The organism is Paenibacillus sp. FSL R5-0912 (genome assembly GCF_000758605.1).
Lineage (GTDB): Bacteria > Bacillota > Bacilli > Paenibacillales > Paenibacillaceae > Paenibacillus_AQ.
In genome coordinates this window covers 6,101,869-6,122,962 of record NZ_CP009282.1, presented here as the reverse complement: position 1 = coordinate 6,122,962, position 21,094 = coordinate 6,101,869, and the positions used below count along the sequence as shown (strand labels likewise).

General features: G+C 47.1%; 9 protein-coding genes, 7 tRNA genes, 3 rRNA genes and 1 pseudogene. 14 read left to right on the top strand and 6 right to left on the bottom strand.

Going from position 1 to position 21,094, the window contains the following annotated elements; genetic code table 11:
* From ilvE to R50912_RS25755, 13 genes are all read left to right on the top strand, one after another.
* Positions 1-882, top strand: a complete 882-nt coding sequence (gene ilvE, locus R50912_RS25815; RefSeq protein ID WP_042238830.1) for a branched-chain-amino-acid transaminase — start codon at positions 1-3, stop codon at positions 880-882.
* A gap of 223 nt (positions 883-1,105) precedes the next feature.
* On the top strand, positions 1,106-2,641 hold the full coding sequence (locus R50912_RS33570) for a LysM peptidoglycan-binding domain-containing protein (protein ID WP_052416696.1): 1,536 nt from the start codon (positions 1,106-1,108) through the stop codon (positions 2,639-2,641).
* Between the two features lie 453 nt (positions 2,642-3,094).
* Positions 3,095-4,652, top strand: a 16S ribosomal RNA gene (locus tag R50912_RS25805).
* A 386-nt stretch (positions 4,653-5,038) separates the two neighbouring features.
* A 23S ribosomal RNA gene (locus tag R50912_RS25800) occupies positions 5,039-7,967 on the top strand.
* Positions 7,968-8,115: 148 nt separating this feature from the next.
* Positions 8,116-8,232: ribosomal RNA gene (rrf, locus tag R50912_RS25795) — 5S ribosomal RNA — on the top strand.
* Together the 16S, 23S and 5S rRNA genes form the textbook arrangement of a ribosomal RNA operon.
* Before the next feature lie 587 nt (positions 8,233-8,819).
* Positions 8,820-9,200 carry a hypothetical protein gene (locus R50912_RS25790; RefSeq protein ID WP_052416695.1) on the top strand — a complete coding sequence of 127 codons (381 nt, stop codon included), beginning with the start codon at positions 8,820-8,822 and terminating at the stop codon, positions 9,198-9,200.
* A 142-nt stretch (positions 9,201-9,342) separates the two neighbouring features.
* A tRNA-Glu gene (locus R50912_RS25785) sits at positions 9,343-9,417 on the top strand.
* Positions 9,418-9,504: 87 nt separating this feature from the next.
* A tRNA-Val gene (locus R50912_RS25780) sits at positions 9,505-9,580 on the top strand.
* A gap of 40 nt (positions 9,581-9,620) precedes the next feature.
* A tRNA-Met gene (locus R50912_RS25775) sits at positions 9,621-9,694 on the top strand.
* A gap of 7 nt (positions 9,695-9,701) precedes the next feature.
* Positions 9,702-9,779, top strand: a tRNA-Asp gene (locus R50912_RS25770).
* A gap of 36 nt (positions 9,780-9,815) precedes the next feature.
* Positions 9,816-9,890, top strand: a tRNA-Gly gene (locus R50912_RS25765).
* A 6-nt stretch (positions 9,891-9,896) separates the two neighbouring features.
* Positions 9,897-9,973, top strand: a tRNA-Arg gene (locus R50912_RS25760).
* A gap of 219 nt (positions 9,974-10,192) precedes the next feature.
* Positions 10,193-10,271, top strand: a tRNA-Leu gene (locus R50912_RS25755).
* Positions 10,272-10,299: 28 nt separating this feature from the next.
* On the opposite strand, the gene R50912_RS25750 is transcribed toward R50912_RS25755, so the two are convergent.
* From R50912_RS25750 to R50912_RS33565, 4 genes are all read right to left on the bottom strand, one after another.
* Complete coding sequence (locus R50912_RS25750) at positions 10,300-11,556, bottom strand: tyrosine-type recombinase/integrase (protein ID WP_042238829.1); 1,257 nt, start codon at positions 11,554-11,556, stop codon at positions 10,300-10,302.
* A gap of 422 nt (positions 11,557-11,978) precedes the next feature.
* Positions 11,979-12,248 carry a helix-turn-helix domain-containing protein gene (locus tag R50912_RS25745; protein ID WP_042238827.1) on the bottom strand — a complete coding sequence of 90 codons (270 nt, stop codon included), beginning with the start codon at positions 12,246-12,248 and terminating at the stop codon, positions 11,979-11,981.
* 455 nt (positions 12,249-12,703) lie between these two features.
* Positions 12,704-12,916 (bottom strand): helix-turn-helix domain-containing protein, encoded by a 213-nt coding sequence (locus R50912_RS25740; RefSeq protein ID WP_042238825.1) that lies wholly within the window; start codon positions 12,914-12,916, stop codon positions 12,704-12,706.
* A gap of 71 nt (positions 12,917-12,987) precedes the next feature.
* Entirely contained in the window at positions 12,988-13,377 is a 390-nt protein-coding gene (locus R50912_RS33565; RefSeq protein ID WP_052416694.1) for a sigma-70 family RNA polymerase sigma factor, read from the bottom strand.
* Positions 13,378-14,108: 731 nt separating this feature from the next.
* On the opposite strand from R50912_RS33565, the pseudogene R50912_RS36060 reads away from it, so the two are divergent.
* Positions 14,109-14,347: pseudogene (locus tag R50912_RS36060) on the top strand (ThuA domain-containing protein); the annotation flags it as partial.
* A gap of 720 nt (positions 14,348-15,067) precedes the next feature.
* Here R50912_RS36060 and R50912_RS25730 read toward each other — a convergent pair.
* Both R50912_RS25730 and R50912_RS33560 read right to left on the bottom strand, forming a co-directional pair.
* Positions 15,068-17,383: an AraC family transcriptional regulator gene (locus R50912_RS25730; protein WP_042238822.1), complete on the bottom strand. Its 2,316-nt coding sequence runs from the start codon at positions 17,381-17,383 to the stop codon at positions 15,068-15,070.
* A gap of 202 nt (positions 17,384-17,585) precedes the next feature.
* Positions 17,586-20,873, bottom strand: a complete 3,288-nt coding sequence (locus R50912_RS33560; protein WP_052416693.1) for an S-layer homology domain-containing protein — start codon at positions 20,871-20,873, stop codon at positions 17,586-17,588.
* Between the last annotated feature and the right edge of the window lie 221 nt (positions 20,874-21,094).

Genomic DNA, 21,094 nt, shown 5'->3' with positions numbered 1-21,094 from the left:
ATGGCTGAACAATGGATCTATCTGGATGGACAACATGTAACGAAGGACAATGCTAAGGTATCGGTATTTGATCACGGCTTTTTATATGGAGACGGTATTTTCGAAGGAATCCGTATATATAACGGCAACATTTTCAAATGCAAAGGCCATCTGGACAGGCTGTATGATTCGGCCAAATCGATTATGCTGGAGATTCCGCTGACCTATGATGAGATGCTGGCGGCTATGGCTGAGACAATCCGTCTTAATGAAATGCGCAACGGGTATATCCGTCTGATCGTTTCGCGCGGTCCTGGTAACCTGGGGCTTGATCCGCGCCGCTGTCCCAAAGCGAGTGTCATTATTATTGTAGAGCAGCTGGCGATCTACCCGGAACAGGCTTATCTGAACGGACTCCGTGCCGTATCGGTATCCCAGCGCCGTAACATCCCGGATGCGCTGAATCCGAAGATCAAATCGCTGAACTATCTCAACAACATTCTGGTGAAGATCCAGTCTAATCTGGCGGAAGCCGATGAAGCGATTATGATGAATGCGCAAGGATATGTAACCGAAGGATCAGGCGACAACATCTTCATTATCAAAAGAGGAGTAGTCTACACACCTCCCTGCTATTTGGGCGCGCTTGAAGGAATTACCCGTCTGGCGATTATTGAGCTATGTGAGAAATTGGGCTTGCCGCTGAAGGAAGAGCCGTTCACAATGCATGATGTATATATTGCCGATGAAGTCTTCTTCACCGGTACTGCAGCCGAAGTTATTGCAGCCCGTGAAATCGACGGCCGGATTATCGGTTCTGGTCACGCCGGCCCGATTACCCTGCAGCTGCTTGAAGAATTCCGCAATGTTGTGGATAAAGACGGTTATAAGGTGTGGGAATAGTCCATTAATAGTTATTCCGCAAACCAATGAATGAACATAGCAGCAATCCTCCCATGGAGCCATGGGAGGATTTTTTTTGTATTAGGGATGTCATTCGCCCATGGGCTGCATAAGATGTAGTAACGAAGGAGGCGGCTGTACCGCATATACCATGCTGGAGTGCAGTAATCCCTGAACTAGGGGCAACGTCGATAACAGATAATTATTAGGAGGTAAATGCTGCGTGAAAATACACATTGTTAAGCAAGGCGATTCGCTGTTTGCGTTATCGCAGAAGTATGGAGTGCCGCTGCAAAAAATAATCGAGGCCAATCCGCAAATCACGAATCCAGATGTGCTTGCTGTCGGAGATAAAGTCAAAATACCGGCAGCCCCGATACCTGTACCAGATAACAGTGAGGTCTACTACAAGCATACCGTCAAGCAAGGCGACACCTTGTGGAAGCTCTCCAAAGCATGGGGAATTACGCTGAAGGACATGATTGATGCCAACCCCCAGCTTAAGAATCCCAATGTTCTGATGACTGGGGAAGTTGTAAATATCCCTAAGAAAGCTAATGCTGCTTCTCCTATTCAGGCTCAGTCTGTCTCTCCGGCAAAAGCTAATACTACTCCCATTCAGGCACAATCTACAGCACCTGCAGTCGTAGACAAAACAGCTATTGGCGGAAAAACCTATACTGGGCCCATAGAAAAGCCGGCTCCTGTCGTGTCCCCTGCCGCAGAAGCAGTCCCGGTTCCCATTGCTGCTCATGTACCGGCACCTAATCCTGCACCCAATAAAGCCCCCGAAGTGATGCCGATTCAGGAAATCGTTCATGAGAAACAAAGCTTATATGTACAGATCTCAGTTCCGGCACAAGAAGCCATCACATATGAGATGCCCAAAGAAGCACATAAAACTGAGGTTCAGCCAGCGGCATGGAACGATGGTAAAGTCTCTCCCTGCGACCAGACCGAAGGTTATCCCGGTCTGAATGAGAACCCGTATTTCGTGAATTGTCCGCCAGTGTATCCTGTGTATGAGCCAATGGGGATGATGGATATAAACGCTGCACCTAACTACATTCAGCCTGCGGCTTTTATGCCGGATTGCCCGCCGTCCTATGCTTATCCTGCCAGTATCTATCCTGCGAATGAATATCCCGGAGGCTGGTACCCTAATGCTTCGCCAGACTATAATAACGCCGTTATGTCCGCAGTGAGTCCGGCCAGTGATAATGCCACTTTTGTTTCTCCGCAGTATAGCGGCCAGCCGGTCAATCTTCCTTGGCCTTCCTGCGGCTGCGGCGGAATGTCCATTCAGCCATATTCGTATGAACAGGCGATGCAGCCAATGTACAATATGTATCCGATGTATGGCATGCCGCAGCCGGGAATGATGGGTTCACCGTATTCAGCGGGAATGAATTCAATGCCTAATGCAGTGTCGCCGATGTACGATCAGCCGATGGTATCGAATATCCCACCTTATCCGTCCTACCCTGGTATGGAGAACTATGCCCATAATCGTGTGCCGGAAATCCAGGTGCCGGAGCTTGCAGGACAGGAAGCGGCAGAGGCTCCTGAAGCAGGACGCGCCGAAGCACAGTCGGTTAAGAATTCCAAGGGCGGAGCTTCCAAAGCGGCAGGGGGAAAAGTGAAAACTTCCAGCCAGACAACCACAGCCAAAGCTAAGACTTCTTCCAAAACAGGTTCAAGCTCAAATGAACGTTCAAGTACAGCCAAAAAGAAAAAGAATCCATGGATATCTAACTAAGTCTGAAACGATCGATTATGGAGTGCATGCAGGTCACGCATAGGATGCGGGCTTGCTGCACTTTTTTAGAGTTTTGCAGGTACAAAGACTCGTATAGTATAACTATGGAGTTCTATAGAACCATCATCAAAATGGTAAATATTGAGGGTTGTCTTTAGTAATGAATGCGTGGTATATTATAAATCCAGTCACAGGGCGAAAGCCTTTTCACAAGATTGGACATATTTCTCTCAAGAGTATGCAAACAGCTTCTGAAAAATAAGTGTTGCATCCAGATGATGAATATGATATATTATAAGAGTTGCTGGTGACGCGGTAGTCGTCGCTGACAACGAGCTTGATCTTTGAAAACTGAACAACGAGTGAGTGGGAGATCGCTTCGGCGAGATCCAAAAAAGAGAATGAAAATTCTCGTCAGATGTTTCAAAATGAGCAATGGCTCTTTCTAAAACCAATTTGGAGAGTTTGATCCTGGCTCAGGACGAACGCTGGCGGCATGCCTAATACATGCAAGTCGAGCGGAGTTCATTTGAAAGCTTGCTTTTAAATGAATTTAGCGGCGGACGGGTGAGTAACACGTAGGCAACCTGCCCTCAAGACTGGGATAACTACCGGAAACGGTAGCTAATACCGGATAATTTCTTTCCTCTCCTGAAGAGAGAATGAAAGGCGGAGCAATCTGCCACTTGGGGATGGGCCTGCGGCGCATTAGCTAGTTGGTGGGGTAATGGCTCACCAAGGCGACGATGCGTAGCCGACCTGAGAGGGTGAACGGCCACACTGGGACTGAGACACGGCCCAGACTCCTACGGGAGGCAGCAGTAGGGAATCTTCCGCAATGGGCGAAAGCCTGACGGAGCAATGCCGCGTGAGTGATGAAGGTTTTCGGATCGTAAAGCTCTGTTGCCAGGGAAGAACGTCCGGTAGAGTAACTGCTGCCGGAGTGACGGTACCTGAGAAGAAAGCCCCGGCTAACTACGTGCCAGCAGCCGCGGTAATACGTAGGGGGCAAGCGTTGTCCGGAATTATTGGGCGTAAAGCGCGCGCAGGCGGTCATTTAAGTCTGGTGTTTAAACCTTGGGCTCAACCTGGGGTCGCACTGGAAACTGGGTGACTTGAGTACAGAAGAGGAAAGTGGAATTCCACGTGTAGCGGTGAAATGCGTAGATATGTGGAGGAACACCAGTGGCGAAGGCGACTTTCTGGGCTGTAACTGACGCTGAGGCGCGAAAGCGTGGGGAGCAAACAGGATTAGATACCCTGGTAGTCCACGCCGTAAACGATGAGTGCTAGGTGTTAGGGGTTTCGATACCCTTGGTGCCGAAGTTAACACAGTAAGCACTCCGCCTGGGGAGTACGGTCGCAAGACTGAAACTCAAAGGAATTGACGGGGACCCGCACAAGCAGTGGAGTATGTGGTTTAATTCGAAGCAACGCGAAGAACCTTACCAGGTCTTGACATCCCGATGAAAGCATTAGAGATAGTGCCCCTCTTCGGAGCATCGGAGACAGGTGGTGCATGGTTGTCGTCAGCTCGTGTCGTGAGATGTTGGGTTAAGTCCCGCAACGAGCGCAACCCTTGACTTTAGTTGCCAGCAGGTAAGGCTGGGCACTCTAGAGTGACTGCCGGTGACAAACCGGAGGAAGGTGGGGATGACGTCAAATCATCATGCCCCTTATGACCTGGGCTACACACGTACTACAATGGCCGGTACAACGGGAAGCGAAACCGTGAGGTGGAGCCAATCCCAGCAAAGCCGGTCTCAGTTCGGATTGCAGGCTGCAACTCGCCTGCATGAAGTCGGAATTGCTAGTAATCGCGGATCAGCATGCCGCGGTGAATACGTTCCCGGGTCTTGTACACACCGCCCGTCACACCACGAGAGTTTACAACACCCGAAGTCGGTGGGGTAACCCGCAAGGGAGCCAGCCGCCGAAGGTGGGGTAGATGATTGGGGTGAAGTCGTAACAAGGTAGCCGTATCGGAAGGTGCGGCTGGATCACCTCCTTTCTATGGAGAATCGTTTCCTGCAACGGAAACATTCAAATCGGAAGCTAAAGCTTCCACAATGAACCTTAGGGTTCAAACACTCACTCGTTGGTCAGTTTTGAGAGTTTAAGCTCTCATCTTTAAACTGTCTGAATTTTCGAACATCACAGTCGTGATTGTCCCGAAATTTCAGCACCTTGATCCTTGAAAACTGGATACCGAAACGAATTTGCGTTTTAGAACATCTTTTAGCTGAAACTTGTGTAAGCAAGTTGAAATAGTTATTAGTGCAGAACGAAGGTTTTCGATTGTGCAGCGACCTTTGGCTTTGAATGTGTTGGTGAATGGAGTAATCCATGAGCAGCATTCAAAACAAGATGAGCAAGCAAGCGAAACACCGGAGTGACGGTTAAGCTAATAAGAGCACACGGAGGATGCCTAGGCGCCAGGAGCCGACGAAGGACGTGGCGAACAACGAAACTGCCTCGGGGAGCTGTAAGCAAGCTTTGATCCGGGGGTGTCCGAATGGGGAAACCCAGCTGTGGTAATTCGCAGTTACTCGTATCTGAATACATAGGATACGCAGAGGCAGACCAGGGGAACTGAAACATCTAAGTACCCTGAGGAAGAGAAAACAATAGTGATTCCGTCAGTAGCGGCGAGCGAACGCGGAACAGCCTAAACCAAGGGGCTTGCCCCTTGGGGTTGTGGGACGTCTCACATGGAGTTACAAAGGAATATGGTAGGTGAAGAGGTCTGGAAAGGCCCGCGATAGAGGTAAAAGCCCTGTAGCCTAAACTGTGTTCTCTCCGAGACGGATCCCGAGTAGTGCGGGGCACGTGAAACCCCGTATGAATCCAGCAGGACCATCTGCTAAGGCTAAATACTACCTGGCGACCGATAGTGAAACAGTACCGTGAGGGAAAGGTGAAAAGCACCCCGGAAGGGGAGTGAAATAGAACCTGAAACCGTGTGCTTACAAAAAGTCAGAGCCCTATTACTGGGTGATGGCGTGCCTTTTGTAGAATGAACCGGCGAGTTACGTTTAACATGCAAGGTTAAGTCGAGAAGACGGAGCCGCAGCGAAAGCGAGTCTGAATAGGGCGATTAAGTATGTGGACGTAGACCCGAAACCGTGTGATCTACCCCTGTCCAGGGTGAAGGTGCGGTAACACGCACTGGAGGCCCGAACCCACGCATGTTGAAAAATGCGGGGATGAGGTGGGGGTAGCGGAGAAATTCCAATCGAACTCGGAGATAGCTGGTTCTCCCCGAAATAGCTTTAGGGCTAGCCTCGGTGAATGGAGTGGTGGAGGTAGAGCACTGATTGGGTGCGGGGCCCGCAAGGGTTACCAAGCTCAGTCAAACTCCGAATGCCATTAACTTCTTGCCGGGAGTCAGACAGTGAGTGCTAAGATCCATTGTCAAAAGGGAAACAGCCCAGACCATCAGCTAAGGTCCCCAAGTGTGTGTTAAGTGGGAAAGGATGTGGAGTTGCACAGACAACCAGGATGTTGGCTTAGAAGCAGCCACCATTGAAAGAGTGCGTAATAGCTCACTGGTCGAGTGACTCTGCGCCGAAAATGTAACGGGGCTAAACACACCACCGAAGCTATGGCTAGATACTTTGTATCTGGGGTAGGGGAGCGTTGTATGTGGGTTGAAGGTGTACCGTAAGGAGCGCTGGACAGCATACAAGTGAGAATGCCGGTATGAGTAACGAAAAGATCAGTGAGAATCTGATCCGCCGAAAGCCCAAGGTTTCCTGAGGAAGGCTCGTCCGCTCAGGGTAAGTCGGGACCTAAGGCGAGGCCGAAAGGCGTAGTCGAAGGACAACAGTTTGAAATTACTGTACCACCGTAATCCGCTATGAGCGATGGGGTGACGCAGGAGGGTAGTGACGCGGACTGATGGATATGTCCGTCTAAGCAGTGAGGCTGATGTGTAGGCAAATCCGCACATCAATAAGGCTGGGCTGTGATGGGGAGCGAAAATTGTAGTAGCGAAGGTCATGATCTCACACTGCCAAGAAAAGCCTCTAGCCAGGAGAAGGTGCCCGTACCGCAAACCGACACAGGTAGGCGAGAAGAGAATTCTAAGGCGCGCGGAAGAACTCTCGTTAAGGAACTCGGCAAAATGACCTCGTAACTTCGGGAGAAGAGGTGCCTCGGTAGGGTGAATAGCCCGAGGGGGCCGCAGTGAAAAGGCCCAAGCGACTGTTTAGCAAAAACACAGGTCTGTGCGAAGCCGCAAGGCGAAGTATACGGGCTGACGCCTGCCCGGTGCTGGAAGGTTAAGGGGAGTGGTTAGGGGCAACCCGAAGCTGTGAACCGAAGCCCCAGTAAACGGCGGCCGTAACTATAACGGTCCTAAGGTAGCGAAATTCCTTGTCAGGTAAATTCTGACCCGCACGAATGGCGTAACGACTTGGGCGCTGTCTCAACGAGAGATCCGGTGAAATTTTAATACCTGTGAAGATGCAGGTTACCCGCGACAAGACGGAAAGACCCCATGGAGCTTTACTGCAGCTTGATATTGAATTTGGGTACGATCTGTACAGGATAGGTGGGAGCCGTAGAGGCAGGAGCGCAAGCTTCTGCGGAGGCGCCGTTGGGATACCACCCTGATCGTATCTAGGTTCTAACCTAGTACCCTAAGCGGGTACGGGGACCGTGTCAGGCGGGCAGTTTGACTGGGGCGGTCGCCTCCTAAAGAGTAACGGAGGCGTTCAAAGGTTCCCTCAGAATGGTTGGAAATCATTCGCAGAGTGCAAAGGCATAAGGGAGCTTGACTGCGAGACCTACAAGTCGAGCAGGGACGAAAGTCGGACTTAGTGATCCGGTGGTACCGCATGGAAGGGCCATCGCTCAACGGATAAAAGCTACCCTGGGGATAACAGGCTTATCTCCCCCAAGAGTCCACATCGACGGGGAGGTTTGGCACCTCGATGTCGGCTCATCGCATCCTGGGGCTGAAGTAGGTCCCAAGGGTTGGGCTGTTCGCCCATTAAAGCGGTACGCGAGCTGGGTTCAGAACGTCGTGAGACAGTTCGGTCCCTATCTGTCGTGGGCGCAGGAAATTTGAGAGGAGCTGTCCTTAGTACGAGAGGACCGGGATGGACGTACCGCTGGTGCATCAGTTGTTCCGCCAGGAGCATGGCTGAGTAGCTACGTACGGACGGGATAAGCGCTGAAAGCATCTAAGCGTGAAGCCCCCCTCAAGATGAGATTTCCCAACTAGTAAGACCCCTTGAAGACGACGAGGTAGATAGGTTGGAGGTGGAAGTGCAGCAATGCACGGAGCTGACCAATACTAATCGGTCGAGGGCTTATCCAAATTTCTTAGAGCGCAGATTCGTTTCGGATTCAGTTTTCAGGAATCAAATTGTAATTTATAGAGCTCAAGCAGTTCTATAGAGAAAATTTGTTTTCAGCATTTGGCGATGCTGACACCTGAATCATAGCATTTGTATATCAAATGCCCGTTTGGTGGCGATAGCGGAGGGGTTCCACACGTACCCATCCCGAACACGACCGTTAAGCCCTCCAGCGCCGATGGTACTTGGACCGAAGGGTCCTGGGAGAGTAGGACGCCGCCAAGCACTTAAGACCACTGTTGATTAGCAACGGTGGTTTTTTGTTTTAGATATGCCGAACAAAAAGATTCACATAAAACTTAACGTTCATCACGGTAAAGAGTGGACTTTTTTCTGTTGAGAATGCAAGAAGCTCACGATTTTAGCTTGCGTCTTAAGGTGAAAATCTGATTGCCTTTCAATAATCCTGCACATAATACAACATTCTCCTCATGATTTCAGCTATAATCCAAAATTGTTGTATGAAAAACAGCATATTCCCTCCTCTAAGCACCTTCAACGTAACAATTGTTGTATTTCATACAACAATCTGTACGATCTCCTATGAATCCAAGAAGTGAAGTTGTAATATGTACAACAGTTTATCCTAAACAAAAACGAAACTTATGAGCTCAGGGTTATATAGTTTTTTGTGTATAGACTATAGTTGGGATATATAACAGGGAGGTATCTATGTGATTATCTGGCTGAATGGAGCCTTTGGTTCAGGATAAACGCAAACGGCAATTGAGCTCCACCAGAGTATTCCACATTCGTATATTTTCGATCCGGAGAATGCAGGCTTTTATATCCGTGAGAACCTTCCAGCAGGCATGTCAAAAAACGATTTTCAGAGCCATCCGCTCTGGCGTGAGCTCACGTATTCAATGCTTAGATACATAGATTCAGAGTATAATGGAACGATTATTGTACCTATGACCCTAGTAGATCCAGACTACTTTATGCAGATTGTGGGCAGACTAAGAAACGAAGGGATAGTAGTTCGTCATTTCACGTTGACTGCTTCCCCTGAGGCCCTGCATAGCAGACTGAAGGGCCGTGGTGAAGGCAGGGGATCCTGGGCTGCTGTACAGATGGAGAGATGTCTTACAGGGCTGGAGAACAAGGTCTTTGAGTGTTATGTGGACACTGAGCAGATATCCATTCCAGGGGTAGCTGGAATTATTATGTCTCTGTTGGAGACCGGGGAATAGAAAAGGGGGATCTGCAATGGCGGTTCAGATTAGTGTTGAAGTGGAAGGATAATAGATTTTAATAATTATTGTGTTTTCTATTGCACTATACTAATATATTTGATATAATATTTTTTGTTGTCGAAAGATTGTTTGTTGATATGGCTCGTTGGTCAAGGGGTTAAGACACCTCCCTTTCACGGAGGTAACATGGGTTCGAATCCCATACGAGTCACCATATTCTTCTTCAATCTCTAAGGTTGAAATAAATAATGATTGTATATCTCATGAGAATGTGTTATGATCATTAAGTTGCTTCTTCGATGGAGGCTTAGCTCAGCTGGGAGAGCATCTGCCTTACAAGCAGAGGGTCGGGGGTTCGAACCCCTCAGCCTCCACCATGGAGACTTGCAAGATAGAAGAGAATACATTTATTACTGACGCGGGGTGGAGCAGCCCGGTAGCTCGTCGGGCTCATAACCCGAAGGCCGCAGGTTCAAATCCTGCCCCCGCAATTAATTTGGAACCGTGGTGTAGTTGGCCTAACATGCCTGCCTGTCACGCAGGAGATCGCGGGTTCGAATCCCGTCGGTTCCGCCATTATTACTTAAGTAACATATTGAATACATACCGTGTGCGGACGTGGCTCAGCGGTAGAGCATCGCCTTGCCAAGGCGAGGGTCGCGGGTTCGATTCCCGTCGTCCGCTCCATATTTTGCGCCCTTAGCTCAGCTGGATAGAGCGTTTGACTACGAATCAAAAGGTCGGGAGTTCGAATCTCTCAGGGCGCGCCATATTTACTTATTGAATAATCAAAGTGTCCGTAATGGATTTATACTTATAATTTGCCGGCGTGGCGGAATGGCAGACGCGCTCGACTCAAAATCGAGTACGTGGGTCAAAGAATTTACCGCTAAAGTCTTGGTATGACTGATTTTTTTATAAGGTGTTTCGAAAGTTCTCTCCTTCAGTTCTCTCCTTTATCCAGAGGAGTTATGGAGAACTAATAATTTGCCGGCGTGGCGGAATGGCAGACGCGAACGACTCAAAATCGTTTGGGAAACCGTGGAGGTTCGAGTCCTCTCGCCGGTATACTGTAGCTGAGACAGTTCATTAGATATTATTCTAATGAACTGTCTTTTATTTTTATGATTTGGTTCATAGTATTGGCTGAAGACAATTTCGAACTGTACTCCAAGTGTGCATAAATATTTGCTGTAGTGGAGTAATCACTGTGGCCTAGCCATTCTTGTACTTCTTTCATGCTAACTCCATTGGCCAACAATAGTGTTGCGCAACTATGCCGAAGATCATGATAACGAATATGTCGCAGACCATTCTTTCTAAGCACTAGTGCAAAGTGTTGAGTTATATAATTTGGCTTGATAAGATAGCCCATCTCATCGACGTTAATATAGTCAAGATACTCTGTACAGTATGAACCACCACATAACTGCCTATTTACCTCTTGCTGTCGTTTAAGACGCACTAGGAGGTCATAGAACGCGTCTACAAGGGGAAGGGTACGTCGACTTGGTTTGTTCTTTGTATTGTCTTTTGCAATGGTAATTAGCTTCCCATTAAGAGACGCTGCGGTTACAGTGTGCTTAACAGTAATTGTACGGTTAACCATATCAATTGCTGCCCATTTTATTCCTAGTGCTTCACTTCTCCGCATTCCGTAAAATGCGGCCAGGATTATTGAAAGCTCAATTTTGGTGCCTTGCACTATCTCCAATAGATGATTTACTTCTGCAGCAGTATAAGAGCTACCGATGAAGAGTTCTTTCTTTGGCCGAAGTACTTTATCCGCCGGATTAGAGAAGATTCGTTCTGTTACAAAAGCATATTGAAGTGCGGAACGAATGTTGGCATGATAATGAATAACAGTATTAGCTTTGACGTTCAATTCATTTAAGGCATACTGATAAAAATCCTGTATATGATATGGCTTGAGACTTAAAAGTGAGACTCCTGTCTCTTGGAAATAAGGAACGATTCTAACCCGAACAGCATTGGTGTAAGAAATGTAAGTGGTAAGTTCGATACTTGGCTTTACAATTTCCAGCCATTCAAGCATAAAATCAGCGAATAAAATGTCATTTGGATCCGCAGGTGTTTCTGTGTCTGGTATAACATTAATAATAGGGTCGTCAATCTTAATTATCGACTCTGAGAGCAATTCAACCTCTTCTTCATCAGTAGGCTCGGGGAAATTTTTTCGTGCTTCTATAAGCATAATTTCTGCTCGTTTTTTGTTTCCTTTGATCGAAAGCCCTGTCGGAATCCATTTTGGTTTCCGTTTGCCATTTTCATCCTTGCAATTTAATACAATATAGAATAAGCCTTTCTTTTTTTGTAGATGGCCTGCAATCAACTTCGTCCCTCCTTAATTCTGCAGCCCACACTTCTACCATCGACACCTTAACTATATCATAGTAAAAATGTCAATTCAATGCGGTAAAGCGATGAAGTGGGCGTCTGGATTTCATAAGAGATTGGAGGCAGGGATATTTTGCTTTTTTGAATTCACCATACTTTGCTAATTTTCAGGTGGTTTATAGAATTGGTACGAATCATTGAATTGGGAGAAAATTTTATCGAATACTCGCCTGCAATCCTCTCTATTTTTCAAAGGAGAGAACGAGGAGAAGATAGCATGACTCTCATGTAGTATCGAGGGTAATAAGGTCCTTTCTTATTAAGGTCAGAACCCCAATCATCATAGAAGTTGATTATACTTTAGCTATATAATCCTACCATTGAGATGTTAATTATAGCATGGATAGAAGAAAGTGGTCATTGCGGTAAATCGTCAAGGTTCGTACGATCAAAAGTAAATGAGAAAAGATTAAGATACATTAGAATGTTGATTTTTGGGATTTTGTAAATTCGACCGATTTTAAAACAACTAATTTTATTCTCCTGTAGAAGTCTATAGGCTGTTTTGTTGCTTATGCCTCCAAGCATTTCACACATATCGCTGATATTAACTACGTCTGGAAAGTCCTGAAACAAAAGATCATACGCTTCTTGTTGGTTAAGTGTTATTAAAGCAGCATGCTCCATAATTGAACCTCCATTAATTATTGCGATATATTTTATAAATAATGAGTGAGTTAATGAATAAAGCAATTTTATAATAATATTTCAAGCTATCGGTGGTTAATCGATATCATAGCTCTGACTTTCACAGAGACTCCCCCTCATCTGAGCAGGCTGCCCCCAATACCGTTACGTTGGCCGGGCAGAAGTATCATTATCCCTCTTGTAGGTCATTGCGAATCAATCTACCACAAATTGATTTAAGCCAGAAGTAAATTCGCTGGCCTCTATGTGTACTAACATAGGGGATCATGGCGGTTCTGCTAAGTCGCTTTCCATTGTGATGGGTACAAGAGGAAGGTGCTTAAAATACTTAAATATGAAGTTATCAAGGATCATTGAGGAACACAAATTCAAATTGGTCTTCAACTTAAATAGAGCTTTGATATAAAAAAGGCAACCTAATTGCCATTAAAAAATTAGTAGTTTGGATTATTAGTATAACGTTCAAGATCAAAGCTTCTTACGGCTATAATAAACTCTAATGTTAGTTGTTGTTTACAATCTTCATGAAATTTACCGTTGTGCCAAGACAGTTTATATATCAAACCTTCATATCTTTGAATAAGTTCAGTCTCTGCCAGCGTGTCTCCACTTTGAGATAATATGATAAGTTCTAATACTTCACGCATTTTCGTATCCCCTATCTTTGTTTAAGAATAACCGAAAGGCGTCTTGTAAACTGACGTTAAAGGAATAATCATTATAATTTCAATCTTTTTTTCATTTTTTCAAGTAGCTTCTTCCTTGCTTTTGTGACAGCTTGTCTACTAACTCCTAACGTTTTGGCAATTTCCCTGTCTGTTTTTTCCTCATGAAATTTCAAGTAAATAAGTCTTCTTTCTAATGAATTTAAAGATAATAATACTTCAAATAAAGAGTTCTCATTTTCAGAGATTGTAACTTGGGTTGTATATCCACTAATTCTAGTCAAAGCCTTCTCGTTTAAATCGTTAAGTGACCTAAAGCGAATCCTTTCCTGATCGTAGCTTTTAAATAATTTACTTCTTTTATGAGCGAGACAAGACTTAACGTAGCTGCTAAATCCTTTTTCAACCGAAGAATACAACTCTCTACTAGTCTCATATACCATATAGATCTCCTCCTTAATACTTAAATGGATAATAGAGGTGAAAAATGCTACTTTTTGTAATTAAATACACTGAAATGTCACAAATCAGAAAATAATCATTTTTAATGATTGGATTTGATAAATGTGTTTTATTAAAACCAATAAAGCTACTAGAAAAATAGAGCAGTTTTAGTAATTACTTGATTAAAGAACAGCTTTTCTTTTATATGTGTGAAAATTTTAGGAGTATGTGATTAATGCCTTTTAGTTTATTTTTAAGCCAGTTAATTGTGAATTATGCAATCAGAAAACATAGATTGCAGATTGCAAAATTGGAATTATTTAATCGAAGAAAAAATAAAAATAAAATAATGCTCTTTTACTTCCATTAAGAATGTTCGTTATCTCACGTCAAACTGAGTCAATTGCTGCATCGGTCCTGGAAGGGGAATCTGAACCGGGTTGCTTCCTTTAATAATGATTTGGTGTTTTCAAAGTTGAGAATACGAGTGACAATAATGTTGCGATCTATCTCCCAGATAATGAATATGAGATTAATGCAGACAAGTTTTATAGTCCATTTTTTACTTGATAATCACCCAGATGCCTTTGAAAAAATGGACAATCCAGACTAACGCAAAAGGCGAGAAGGTCATCAGCTTTGTAATTAAGCTTTCTTATCAATTACCAAGCGTGAAGGCGGTGGGGTAATTCATCATCGATGTAATCGTTAATTATCAGCAGACCGCTGTGCACCGGATATGCTTATCTTTATATCCTGGTTTAAAGGCGAAGAAGTGTTCCGTAGTGGATGTTGCTACAAGCGTGGACAAGTCAAAATCCTTACTTCAGACCCGGGCACGAGACTTACCACGTTTATCACCAGCCTGAGGTGCTTCAGGTTATCAGTAACAGTGTGCGGTGGGCGGCAAAAGGCGAGCGCGTCCAAGTTTCATACGGGCGCGTAGCTTCGCTGGAGCTTATTCTTTAAAATTACAGATTGTTTTATAGGAGGGCGTTTGAAGTTAACGCCCTCTTTGGTTAGGCATGACAGAAACACGAATAATCTAGTTGGTGAAAGTCCAATATAGTCAGCATAATTCCTGGAGAAATAGACCATCCACTGAAAAAGGCTAGTGCAATCGGCCCAGATCTATTTCTGCTTGGAATTCCTGTAGACTGCCAGAGTAACGCCATATCTTATTTTGAAAGCAGTATAGATGGTATTTAATGATGAAAAGCCATATTTCAGTACAATTGACTCAATCGGCGCTTCGCTGGAGATCTACGCCCCGCAGATGATGTTCAGCCGCTTCTCGGATATCGTTTCTGTAATGGAGCGGTTCGTCTCGTTCTTTTACAAATTTCGGATATAACTCACCGACAAGTCAAGCTCATCGGAGAGCATCTTCACGGACAAATTGGCATCGGTCAAATGTGCTTAGATGATACCCTCCACTTGCTCAACCAAACCGACGTTTTTGGAGACACTGCGTACAGCTGCAATATCATCTTTGGCGACTACCGGCAGCGGTCGCCTTTGTCCCCGGTTTTCACCGCTAAGGAGTAATAAATAAAATCTGGGGACAACAGCGATTGGAACAACGGTCCGTTCGTGGAGCGTCCACCCGAGCGATCACGTCGATGCTGAAAAAACAGGGGCATCCCAAGCAGTCATTTCATGGCTTTTTGAATAGTCTCATTGCTTTCATTACCGCGAATCCAACCGCTTGATAGTTGCCTGCTCCCGGTATACAGAGGGGGAGACTCCATATTTTTTCTTGAACAGGGTAGAGAAGTAAGTGATATTGTAGATGCCGACCGATTCGCTGATTTTGGCGGCCGTTTCATTGGTGGTGAGCAGCAGCTCCCGTGCCTTCTCAAGCCGGGTATGGTTCAGGTATTCGCTGAAGGACTGTCCGGTGGAGCCTTTGAACAGCTTGCCGAGATAGCTGGGAGACAGCCCGGCAAAGTTGGACACGAACTCCAGGGACAGATTCGGTTCTGCGTATTGGTCCTGGATGTAATTTTGCACTTTTTCGATCACGCTGTTGTGCTTTTGTGCGTTAAGCCAATGGTTCTTCTCTTCTATTAGAACGCATATATTGGCGCAGTAGCTTCCGAAGATGCGGGTGATTTGCTCCAGGCTCTCCGCTTCTTCGATATCAGTTATGGCATCCAGGTATTCATTGAAATTGGTTTCCGGCAAGAACTGCAGATATTCAAAATGCTTGAGCAGCGAGAGCAGCAGCTGGGTACAATAAGTGATCATCTGATTGCAGGAGCCCGCAGCGACCACTCCGATAAACTCTTCGATACTTTTCTGTATGGCGTCAGCCTTCCCGGACTGTACAGCTTCAATCAGCTTCTTTTCTGAGGCAGTCGGATAGCTTAAGGCTGCCATCAGATGCGAACGGGTTGTGGAAGCATCCAGAATCGACTCGCTTCCGTAAATCAATCTGTATTTTACGTACTGCTGGGCCGAAGTGAAGGAATACTGCATGTTTTTCCTGCCGTACACCATATCCCCGACTCCAATGGAGACCGTCAGTTTGAAATAGCGGTTCAGGAAGCTCTGCACACTGCGCAGGGCTTTATTCAATTCGCCGGGCAGCTCATTCATTTCGTACTGGACGATCGCCACCGCCTCGTTCTCCTCAGTAATCAAGATGTCGCAAGCTCCGAATTGCTCCAGTATTTCTTTGGCAATGTTGCCAATTGCGAAACGGAGCAAGGGCTGCTGCTCGGCACTTACCCGCTTTTTCACGGCTTCGATCTCATCAATCTTGAACACAATCACAGAAAAATAAGGTCCGGACATCTTCTCTTCGATACTCTGAACGATCTCTTCCGGGACGGCAATATCGCGTGTGTGCCCTTTAAGGAGTGCCTGCAGATAATGCTCCTGAATTGTTTTGGAGGAGCGGCTGATGACGAATTGCATCGACTTCTCTTTTTCCTCCAGCATAGTGAAGACCTCGGCCAGAACCTGATATTCATCAATGAGAGGAGATTTCGGCAGGTTCAGGGATTTCGGCTTGATGATCTCAAAAAGAGAGGACATCGGCTTATACATGTTCTTGGTCAGAAACACGGAGATTAACAAACCGGCAAGCACAAGCGCTAAAGTTACCATCACGGTGACGGTCCGAAGCCCGCGTATATTGGAAATCAGCTTTTCATAGGGGGAAACGCTTACAAAATACCAGTTCATTTCTGACGACTTTACATAAGTGACCAGATGCTTCTCCCCGGCAATACTGGCCGTGAAGCTGTGCTCCGGCTCATTCTCCCCGAGAATCCGCCTGATGTACTCTTCCCGGGACATATTCTCCATGAACAGGTCTGAATCGGTATGTGAGAGCACTTCTCCCTCACTGTTCATCACGAACACATTGTTTGCAGAATCGGCTTTGCTGATATTCCGGATCGTTGTCAGAATCGACTGCTCCTCCACATTGATGTAAATGAGCGGATTGGCCGAGGAATGAAGCGAATAGTCGGGATAGAGCAGGAAAGTCAGAAACTGCAGCGGATTATTATTGTTAATCCCTTTGACGGATAGCTTACGCGGATAGAATTCCATGTATTTTTGGGCGCTGATCGTATACAGGGATTTGTCAAACGGAAGTCCGGAGGTATCCACATTGGTGTCGGTGGAGGGGCGGTAGATCCCGATGCTGTGAATGAACGGATACGCGCTCTTGATTTGTGACATCTGCCGGAAAACATGGTAATTTATCGTCTTGTCTTCCTGCATGCCATTCAGGAAAGAGAGCACCTGCGGATCGTTGATCAGGGAGTTGCCGATCGTCATGACCTGGTTGTAAACTACATCGGAGGCATAGCTGATTTGGGACAGCATTAATTTGGAATTCCGGTCAATCTCATTGACTGCGCTGCGCGAAAACAGCGAAAAAAGAACACTCGAAAGCAGACTGACGGTGATAAGAACAAGCAGGAAATATGAGATGGTAAGCTTCTGAAACGTTTTGTACCGGATAAGCCGGGCCAGTGTGCTGCGCATGTATGTTGCCTCCAATGCTGCTGAACTTGCCTCTTAACTATAGGACAAAACCGGTGAAAAGGGTACTGCCTTGCTTAAATATGAAAGCTATTCTGCTTTTTTGAAAAGCACAGGGGAGATTATGAAAGCGGGAAGACCAGCTCTCTGATTAGGAGCTGGTCATTTGGCTTTGATCCGTCTTTGAATGAAACGGTAACGGTCCCTATTTAAGTTGCTCCAGCATTCTCAGCAGCAAGGTCACGGCTTCCGCTCGGGTTGCTGCATCATCTGGTACGAACAAGCTTCCTCCGCGCCCGCTGATCATGCCGAGGTTGTAGACCTTCTTGACCGCTACTTTGGCCCACTGAGGGATATTCGCGTCATCAGCGAAGTCCGTATCAGTGGTCTGATCCACCGGCAGTTGAAGCGCCTTGGCGGTCATGACTGCCATCTCCGCCCGTGTAATGACCGAGTTCGGGCGGAAGCTGCCGTCCTCGTAACCGCTGACGATGCCGGCTCTGACTGCCTGGGCGACCGAATTTACCGCCCACTCACCGATCTCGTTCTGATCCTTGAATGTTGTTGCTGCGGCAGTGCCTCCCTTCTTCAGCGCGTTCATCAACATGACCGTGAATTCGGCGCGGGTGACAGACTTGTTTGGCTTGAACGAACCATCCGGGTAACCGCCAATCAGCTTCATGTCCGCTGCGCTGTTGATGGCGCCCTCTGCCCAATGCCCGGCGATGTCCCAGAACTTCGGTAATGGCGGGTTCGGCTGTATCCCTTGGTCCTGCCTCACAGCCAGCACCGCGAATTTGGTGAAGTGATTCACCACGGCAGTGATCCGCTCATCCTCGATCTTGCCGCCGACTTCAACCCAGGTTTTTTCAGCTTCGTTATAGTAGAAGATTGCGACCCTTTGACCTTCCTGTACCTCCGACGGATCGAACTTCAGTGATACCGTGACCGGATTCTTGAAGCTGCCGGCGGTATTCTTCAGGATCTCGAACACATCGCTGACGATTTCACCCTGATCCGTCTTCAATAGTGCTTTATCAAGCAGCTTTGCTATTGTGATACGCAGTTCCTGATCTGCTGCACCCGCGGGCACTCTGACGAGAGCTGCACCTTCAAGGCTGACCTCACCGATTCTACCGGCAGGGATGATGATGCTGCCGTTGGCTGATTTGATGACGGTGTTGTCGACAACCGGAACATTATCATGAACCGTCGGTTCTGAAGGTACTGCTGGTTCTGATGGTGTTGAAGGTGCCACCGGCATCGCAGTCGCAGCCGCAGAATAATCGCTCTCACCTTCCGCGTTTGCAGCCTTTACCGTGAACGCATAACTCGTGTTGTTCTCAAGACTCGTTACCGTGTAGGTCGCGCCCGTCACGCTTGCCTCTACGAGCTGCCAGTCAGCGGGATCAAACGGCGCAGCTGTACCTGCATACTTGTACACCTTGTAGCTGTCCGCGCCTGGCGAGGCATTCCATGTCAAGGCGACCGATGCATCGCCAGCCGATGCGATAAGGCCGCTTGGCGCCGCCGGTATCGGAATTACCTCATCATTGCTCAGTTCTGCTGCCGGGCGTGCCGAGAGCTCGCTAATGCGGAACGACTTTTCCACGCCGATCGGGAACAGCTTGATGATAAAACTCTTCTGGCCGTTCCAGCCGGTAGCCTTTCTCAGGTCGAAGCTAAATTCGCCTGCTTTATCGGTGTCTCCCTGTAATTTAATGTCCCCTGACCCTTGACCTGCCTTAGTGTGAAGTTTAAGTGCCCACATGGCGCCGTCCTCCAGGCTGTCAATCTTGACGCGGAGGATGGGAAGATCGGTAAGATTGTAAGTTACGGGAATCCCGGCATATCCGAATGCCCTGCCAGGAGGGCCATCTACGCTGATCAAGCCGGTGCCGTCGGTCACCGTAATTTTGCCGTATCTCAAGTCCGTCCAGTCCGAAACGTCGGTGAAGTCCTCGATCTGCAGCGGCTGAACACCTGCAGTTGGCAACATCTCTTGGGTATAGTTCGTGGAATCGCTTCCAAGCATCCGCGTATACACGAGAACTGCCGTCGCCCCGCTTGGCACTGGTGTTTTGTCGAATGTATAGCTGATTTCACCCTCACCCGCTGGTATTGTTGCAATCGGCAGGGCTTCGGGCAGCTTTCCGCCTGCATTCCCCCAGTACAGTGCATATTCCTGCTCGTAGGCCGGCACGCTTGTAGGAGTGATGCTTAACGCACCGCTTAGCCGATAGCTGGACGATACGGCACCTGATAGGTATAGCTTGCCGAGTGACTGATTCGCCAATTCGTTGATTGGCTTTGAAGGAGCCGAGGGGGCAGATTCGCCTTCAGCATTCACGGCTGACACCGTAAATGTATATTCGCCGTCCACATCCAGTCCCGTCACGGAAATCGGACTCGAGACGCCGTCCACCGTCTTGACGACTTGATCGCCTTGCCATGCGGTTACCTTATAATTCAGGATTGCACTGCCGCCATCATCCGGAGACGGGGCGAAGACCACCTGGGTCAATCCCTCTGCGGAAGCCGCATAGACATCGCGAGGTGCAGCGGGAACAGTCTGGCCTACACGGCCTGTTAGCGGGAGGTCCACGACCAATTGAACCGGATAATGATCGGAAGGATAAAGACCATTCTCGTGATTATAATTGATCTCAATGGAATGAATCCGCTGAACATTGCGCTGGAAAATCCAATCGATATGTCCTGTATTCGTTAATCCTTCAAAGTTGCTGAAGGTACCATCGTTATCCGTATAGGCATGACCGGCACCGGCCCAAGTATCCTTCAGGTCGGATGCTTCCAGCGTTTTGAAAGCCTTGCTGTCTTCCTGCACATTCAAATCGCCCCCGACAAATACGGGTACATCGGGTGAGATCACATATTTGGCGATTTGATCCAGAATAACGGTGGCTCCTTGGACCTGTGCGCCTTCAGTCAACCCGAAATGGGTATTGAAGTAATAGAACTCAGCTCCCGGGTTATCTTTTGCCTTAAACTTGGCCCAGGTGCACATGCGGGGCCAGGCAGGATCAAAGGAGCTTTTGCTGCCCACGATATCCGGTGTTTCGCTTAACCAGAATTGTCCCCATTGCACCACATCGAATTTGTCGGAACGGTACATGATGTTGTTATATTCCTCATCCGTATTGCCAAACCGCGAGGTCCCAATTGAAGCATAGGCTCCGTTCAAACTGCCGAGTAAATCGTTAATCCCAGTCAGATGACCTTCTTGCATGCCTAGCACATCGGGACCGAACAAATCGATGGTTCGAGCGACCAGGGCTTTTCGGTTGTCCCATTCCTCTGCTTCTTTCCCCGTACCCCCGTTGCGGACATTGAACGTCATTAATTTCAGATTGTACGAGTCCAAATCCGCAGCCTGTGCTCTTGGTGCTGAATGGGTACCTAACTCAAATCCGGAAAAGATGAGCATTGCCACAAGCAACAGGATCACACGCTTTCTTCCATTCGTGAGCATTCCCTTTCCCTCCTAATCTAATATTATTACTTCTCTTTTAATGTAAGTTAGGCAGGAAGTAATATCTATTTCGAAAACGGGTCCGGGGTTTCAAATATAAGGGAAAACCGTATTTTAAAAGGATAAGCAGCGATTTGAGATATACAGTGTTCAGTTACTATTTTAGCATGAAGGAGCAAGATATGAGTCTGGATGGTTTCAATAGAGACGGGTAATCGAAA

What these genes read in the sequence shown, in the direction of transcription:
- ilvE (WP_042238830.1), top strand. Translation starts at nt 1, where the DNA reads ATGGCTGAACAATGGATCTATCTGGATGGACAACATGTAACGAAGGAC.
- R50912_RS25790 (WP_052416695.1), top strand. Translation starts at nt 8,820, where the DNA reads ATGTCAAAAAACGATTTTCAGAGCCATCCGCTCTGGCGTGAGCTCACG.
- R50912_RS25745 (WP_042238827.1), bottom strand. Translation starts at nt 12,248, where the DNA reads ATGGAGCATGCTGCTTTAATAACACTTAACCAACAAGAAGCGTATGAT.
- R50912_RS25740 (WP_042238825.1), bottom strand. Translation starts at nt 12,916, where the DNA reads ATGCGTGAAGTATTAGAACTTATCATATTATCTCAAAGTGGAGACACG.
- R50912_RS33565 (WP_052416694.1), bottom strand. Translation starts at nt 13,377, where the DNA reads ATGGTATATGAGACTAGTAGAGAGTTGTATTCTTCGGTTGAAAAAGGA.
- R50912_RS25730 (WP_042238822.1), bottom strand. Translation starts at nt 17,383, where the DNA reads ATGCGCAGCACACTGGCCCGGCTTATCCGGTACAAAACGTTTCAGAAG.
- R50912_RS33560 (WP_052416693.1), bottom strand. Translation starts at nt 20,873, where the DNA reads ATGCTCACGAATGGAAGAAAGCGTGTGATCCTGTTGCTTGTGGCAATG.